The organism is Burkholderia sp. Se-20378 (assembly GCF_017104665.1).
GTDB classification, from domain to species: domain Bacteria; phylum Pseudomonadota; class Gammaproteobacteria; order Burkholderiales; family Burkholderiaceae; genus Burkholderia; species Burkholderia lata.
Genome location: NZ_JAAGPG010000903.1, coordinates 1 through 2,090 on the forward strand (window position 1 = coordinate 1; position 2,090 = coordinate 2,090).

Sequence of the window (2,090 nt, forward strand, 5' to 3'; positions counted from 1 at the left end):
TGCGCAGCCTGCCGCGCCGGCGGAAGGCACCGATTACGTGCAGCGGCTCGAACAGTTGAAGGCGCTGTTCAACAAGGGCCTCGTGACCGAAGACGAATATTCGCGCGCGAAGGCCGAGATCCTCGCGAAGCTCACCCGGTAAGCGTCACGCATGTTCAGTACCTCGTGCCCCCAGTGCGGCGCGCCGGTCGAGTTTCGCTCGGCGGCGGCGGTGATGGCCGTCTGCGCGTTCTGCCGCAGCACGCTGCTCAAGCGTGGCACCGACGTCGAACGTATCGGCGAACTGGCCACGGTGCTCGACGACGCGTCGCCGATCCAGATCGGCACGGCCGGTCGCTACGACAAGCGTACGTTCACGGTGCTCGGGCGCATCCAGATGACCTACGACGCCGGCGCGTGGAGCGAGTGGTACGTCGTGTTCGACGACGGCACGTTCGGCTGGCTGTCGGATGCGTCGGGCCAGTATGCGATCACGGTGCGCGAGCCCGACGATGCGTCCGGCGGCGCGTGGCCCGCGTTCGGCACGCTGGAACCGGGCATGCGGATCGACCACGGCGGCCGCGCGTTTCTCGTATCGGACGTGCGCACCGCGCGCTGCACGGGCGGCGACGGCGAGTTGCCGTTCCGCGTCGATTCCGGCTGGGAGGCGCGCGTCGTCGACCTGCGCACCGGCAACGCATTTGCGACCTATGATTATTCCGACGCCGATTCGAATGGCGGGAGCCCGGCCGTCTATACGGGCGAAGCGCTCGAGTTCGATGCGCTCGCGTTCACCGGGCTGCGCGATACCGAAAACGATACGCGCGAGAAGCGCGGCGCGGAGATGGTGCCGTTCGCGTGCCCGAGCTGCGGCGCGCCGCTGTCGTACGCGCCGAACGTCGCCGACTACGTGGTGTGCGGCAGTTGCCATGCGGGCGTGCAGTGCACGGCCGAGCAGCAGACCGTGTTCGCGGCGCAGCGCAAGCTCGAAGCGGTGAAGGGGGCGCTGGAGCTCGGCGCGGTCGGCACGTTCGACGGTGTGAAGTACACGGTGATCGGGATGATGCGTTGCCGCGTGCCGGACGACGAGGAGACGTGGGACGAATACCTGCTGCTGAACCCGAAACGCGGGTTCCTGTGGCTCGTGCAGAGCGAAGGGCGCTGGGAGCGCGTGCAGGTGCTCGACCAATGGCCGACGATCGGCAGCGATGCCAACGTGACCGACGGCGACAAGACTTACCGCCTGCGCGAGGAATACGACTCGGAGGTCGTCTACGTGGTCGGTGCGTTCAACTGGCGCGTGCAGGTCGGCGATCGCACGTCGATCATCGACTACGGCTGGCAGAAGGACAAGCTGACGCGCGAGCGCAGCGACGCGGAGATCGTCTGGTCGCGCGCGCGGCCGCTGTCGGGCAGCACGCTTGCCGAACGCTTCGGCACGCCGGCGCTCGCGACGGCCGCGGCTGCGGCGGCAACGGGCGCCACCGCGTCGACGGGCCTGTTCGGCCGGAAGGGCCCACACAGTTTCGCGCCGCTGCCGCTCGTGTTCAGCGCGTTGCTCGTGATCCTGAACATGGGCTCGCTGTTCTCGTTCAGCGGCCGTTCCGTCTACGTGCTGGTCGGCCTGCTGGTGCTGTGGCTGCCTGAGTGGCTGTGGAAGAGTTTTGCATCGGACGGGGGCAATGCGTGATCCGGTACATCCTCTACGGCATCTACGGCCTGATCGTCGTCACGCTGTTCAGCTGCGCATCGATCGGCGGCAGCGGTTCGGGCGGCAGTGGCTGGGGCAGCTCGTCGGCCCGCAGCGGCTACTCGTCGTACGGGTCGCACAAATGACCGCGCGCGACGAGATCGCATCACCGCGCGCGACGTTCGGCTCACACGTGCTAGCGGACCTGGCAGGCATCGACGCGGCGTTGCTGCGCGATGCCGCCCGGCTCGAGTCGATCCTCACCGAAGCGGCGCAGCAGGCGGGCGCACGCGTGATCGGCGCGCATTTCCATCATTTCGGCGGCGAGCATGGCGTGACGGGCGTCGTGCTGCTCGCCGAATCGCACATCACGATCCACACGTGGCCCGAGCATCGCTTCGCGGCTGTCGACGCGTTCATG

At 68.0% G+C, this 2,090-nt stretch carries 4 protein-coding genes; all 4 read left to right on the forward strand.

Going from position 1 to position 2,090, the window contains the following annotated elements; genetic code table 11:
• The coding region (locus G3N93_RS38785; RefSeq protein ID WP_206135415.1) for an SHOCT domain-containing protein at nt 1-142 on the forward strand (142 nt) is incomplete at its 5' end.
• A gap of 9 nt (nt 143-151) precedes the next feature.
• Nucleotides 152-1,669: a DUF4178 domain-containing protein gene (locus tag G3N93_RS38790; RefSeq protein ID WP_206135413.1), complete on the forward strand. Its 1,518-nt coding sequence runs from the start codon at nt 152-154 to the stop codon at nt 1,667-1,669.
• The gene (locus tag G3N93_RS38795) at nt 1,666-1,815 is read left to right on the forward strand and encodes a hypothetical protein (RefSeq protein ID WP_155291822.1); all 150 of its coding nucleotides are present in this window, start codon (nt 1,666-1,668) and stop codon (nt 1,813-1,815) included. The genes G3N93_RS38790 and G3N93_RS38795 overlap by 4 nt, the downstream gene beginning before the upstream one ends.
• A partial coding sequence (gene speD / locus G3N93_RS38800) for an adenosylmethionine decarboxylase (RefSeq protein WP_206135414.1) occupies nt 1,812-2,090 on the forward strand: 279 nt, incomplete at its 3' end. The genes G3N93_RS38795 and speD, both read left to right, overlap by 4 nt.

Coding starts and splice junctions, on each gene's coding strand:
- G3N93_RS38790 (WP_206135413.1), top strand. CDS start 152: ATGTTCAGTACCTCGTGCCCCCAGTGCGGCGCGCCGGTCGAGTTTCGC.